We start from the raw sequence: 2,757 nt of genomic DNA on the forward strand, positions 1-2,757 counted from the left end.
AGCAATCTTTTTGTTTGTTTAGGATTTTTTTGGATGTAGTTCCAAGTGTAGCTCATGGTTTTTGAGGTTGATAAAAGTGATTAATTTTATCTTATTTTACCATAAGTTTGTTTTTTTGAGAGGTCTATTGAAAAGACGTCTTTGTCATTTTTCAATCTATTGTGCTGTCGCAGTAAAATCCTGTTTGCTTATCATGAATCTCGTTGGTGTTATCGCCAAACTAGAGGACTCTATGGGCAACTGGAACAAGAGGTTGAAGGCTTCAAGGAATTGCCAACAGAGCGAGAAACACGGCTAGAGCAACTGAAGCAAAAACTGACGGAGATGCCATCCAAGACCTTTGACTATGCTGGTTATCTGCGAGACATGGAGGATCACAAAACTGCGATCGCTACCAATGCCGCCAACTATGACACATGGTTGGAAAAAATCCGTGAATCTAGTCTCGAAGACGATAATATCGAGTTTTTAGCAGACTTCCTCAACCAAAGAACCAAGCTGTTTCAACGTCAGATTCAAACCAACCTCAATTATCTTAAACCCGGTCAGCAACTATTTGACCAGATGCTTGGTAGTATCCGAGGCATTGTAGAGATTGAGCAGGCAGAACGCGATGGACGAAGTCCCGCTTTCAGCGATCGCGCTTTGGAAAAAGCCCTGAGAGATAAGGAGAAGGCTGATCAAGCCCGAGAAAAAAGTTTAGAACGTTGGATTGCCTCTGTCGGTATTGGTTTAGGGGTTAGTGGTATTTCTTCCCAAACCGATGCTAAACCTCTAGAAGCGATTTTGATCAAACTAAACCCGAATGTATCGATAGAAAAATGCCCTAAAGCTGAACTCCAGTCTTGCTTGAGTTACATGTTCTGGTTTGTGCTATTTCATGTTTTGGTCGGTGTTGTATTTGGTGCGATCCCTGGGTTAATTGTGTATCGCATTATTCATCGGTTATCAAAATGATAAGGTTGTAGGGTGGGCAAAGACCGTTTAGTTCTTTTGATAATTCTAGATAATAGAACTTTGCACACCCTTTCTGTTGGTGGGCAAAAACCGTTTAGTTCTTTTGATAATTCTAGATAATAGAATTTTGCCCACCCTACTTTCTATTCCCTGTTCTGTTCTATTCCCTATTCCCTGTTCCCTTTGCTAAAGCTGATACGCGACACGCTGATAGCTGATAGCTTACCTATAATTTTATTATTTTGATAACGAATTTATAACTCAAAGTTAAACTTTGTGATATACGGTTAGCTCTGGAATCAAGTATACAGGCTTTCCTATGGTAGTGAGGTACAGCTTAATCGTGTTAAGAATGATTGCTTATTTATAAGCAATCGTTACAAACCATTGACCCCCCTAGCGTGTACCTCACCGGATTAGGAAAAGCTATAGCAGCACATGAATTATTAGTAACATTTCAGAGCAACCGATAGAAAGAAGCCAAGGGTCAAACCAAGGTAACAATATTCGGCAATGGATTAGTGTTATACTATTAGTATATCTGCTAATTGTAGCAGTTGGCATGATTGGTTCGGGTTTTAAATCCGCAACCGGATCACAAGCTAAAGAACTCTTTGCCTTTGCCACTAATCCTTTCTTAGGACTAATCGTTGGTACCGTTGCCACAGCATTAATTCAATCATCAAGTACCGTAACCTCAATTATTGTTGGTTTAGTGGCTGGAGGCTTACCGGTAACCACTGCTGTACCAATGGTGATGGGGGCAAATATCGGTACCAGTATTACCAATACCTTAGTGAGTTTAGGTCATATTGGGGATAAAACCGAATTTAAGCGAGCCTTTGCTGCGGCTACAATCCATGACTTTTTTAACTTACTTAGTGTAGTCATTTTTCTGCCCGTTGAGATTATCTTTCATCCCCTAGAGAAGATTGCCTATTTCTTAGCTCAAAATTTGGTAGGAGGCGGTTCTCTAAGTGTCAAGGATTTGAACTTTGTCAAGGCTGCTACTAAGCCAGTGGTGGGTTTGTTTAAAACAATAACTCACATTTTACCAGCGCCCTTTGACGGTATTGCTTTGATTATTTTAGGAATCGCGATGATTTTCTTGACCATTAGCTTTATTGGCAAACTGCTTAAAGTCCTAATGGTCGGTCGTGCCAAAGATATTCTTCATACAGCCATTGGTAAAGGGCCAATCGCGGGTATTGCTGCTGGTACCTTTATGACAGTTCTGGTTCAATCTTCCTCCACTACCACCAGCTTGATGGTACCCTTGGCCGGTGCAGGGCTATTTGGCCTAGCGCAAATCTATCCCTTCACCCTCGGTGCCAACATCGGCACTTGTATTACTGCCTTGCTAGCAGCGACCGCTGTTTCTGGCGCGGAAGCGGTTCCTGCCCTAGAAATTGCCATGGTTCACTTGCTCTACAACGTGCTTGGGGTGGTTATCATCTATGGCATTCCCTTCCTCTGTCGCTTGCCAATTGTCAGTGCAGAAACCCTCGCTGCTGTGGCTAGTGAAGGAAAAGCGATCGCATTTGCCTATATCATTGGCGTCTTTTTTGTGATTCCTGGCATCCTGCTTGGGGTTACAGTCCTGTTGTAATAGTCAAATGTTGGTGAGGGACTGACCACATAGCGTAAGCATTCAGCTATCAGCTATCAGCGTGTCGCGTATCAGCTTTGGGCCTGTGGCCACCGGAATTGAGGTGCGAACAGCTTTTGAATAAAATAAGCACCTCAATTCCCGTTAGCCATTCGCCAATGGCCAAGGCTGACCGCTGACCGCTGATGGCA

At 42.8% G+C, this 2,757-nt stretch carries 2 protein-coding genes; both read left to right on the top strand.

Annotated elements, in window-relative coordinates:
• Positions 1-141 precede the first annotated feature (141 nt).
• Positions 142-957: a hypothetical protein gene (locus tag F6K20_RS32905; RefSeq protein WP_287297562.1), complete on the top strand. Its 816-nt coding sequence runs from the start codon at positions 142-144 to the stop codon at positions 955-957.
• Between the two features lie 445 nt (positions 958-1,402).
• The gene (locus tag F6K20_RS32910) at positions 1,403-2,566 is read left to right on the top strand and encodes a Na/Pi symporter (protein ID WP_502708907.1); all 1,164 of its coding nucleotides are present in this window, start codon (positions 1,403-1,405) and stop codon (positions 2,564-2,566) included.
• Positions 2,567-2,757: the final 191 nt, after the last annotated feature.

Source organism: Moorena sp. SIO2C4, assembly GCF_010672485.1.
GTDB lineage: Bacteria > Cyanobacteriota > Cyanobacteriia > Cyanobacteriales > Coleofasciculaceae > Moorena > Moorena producens.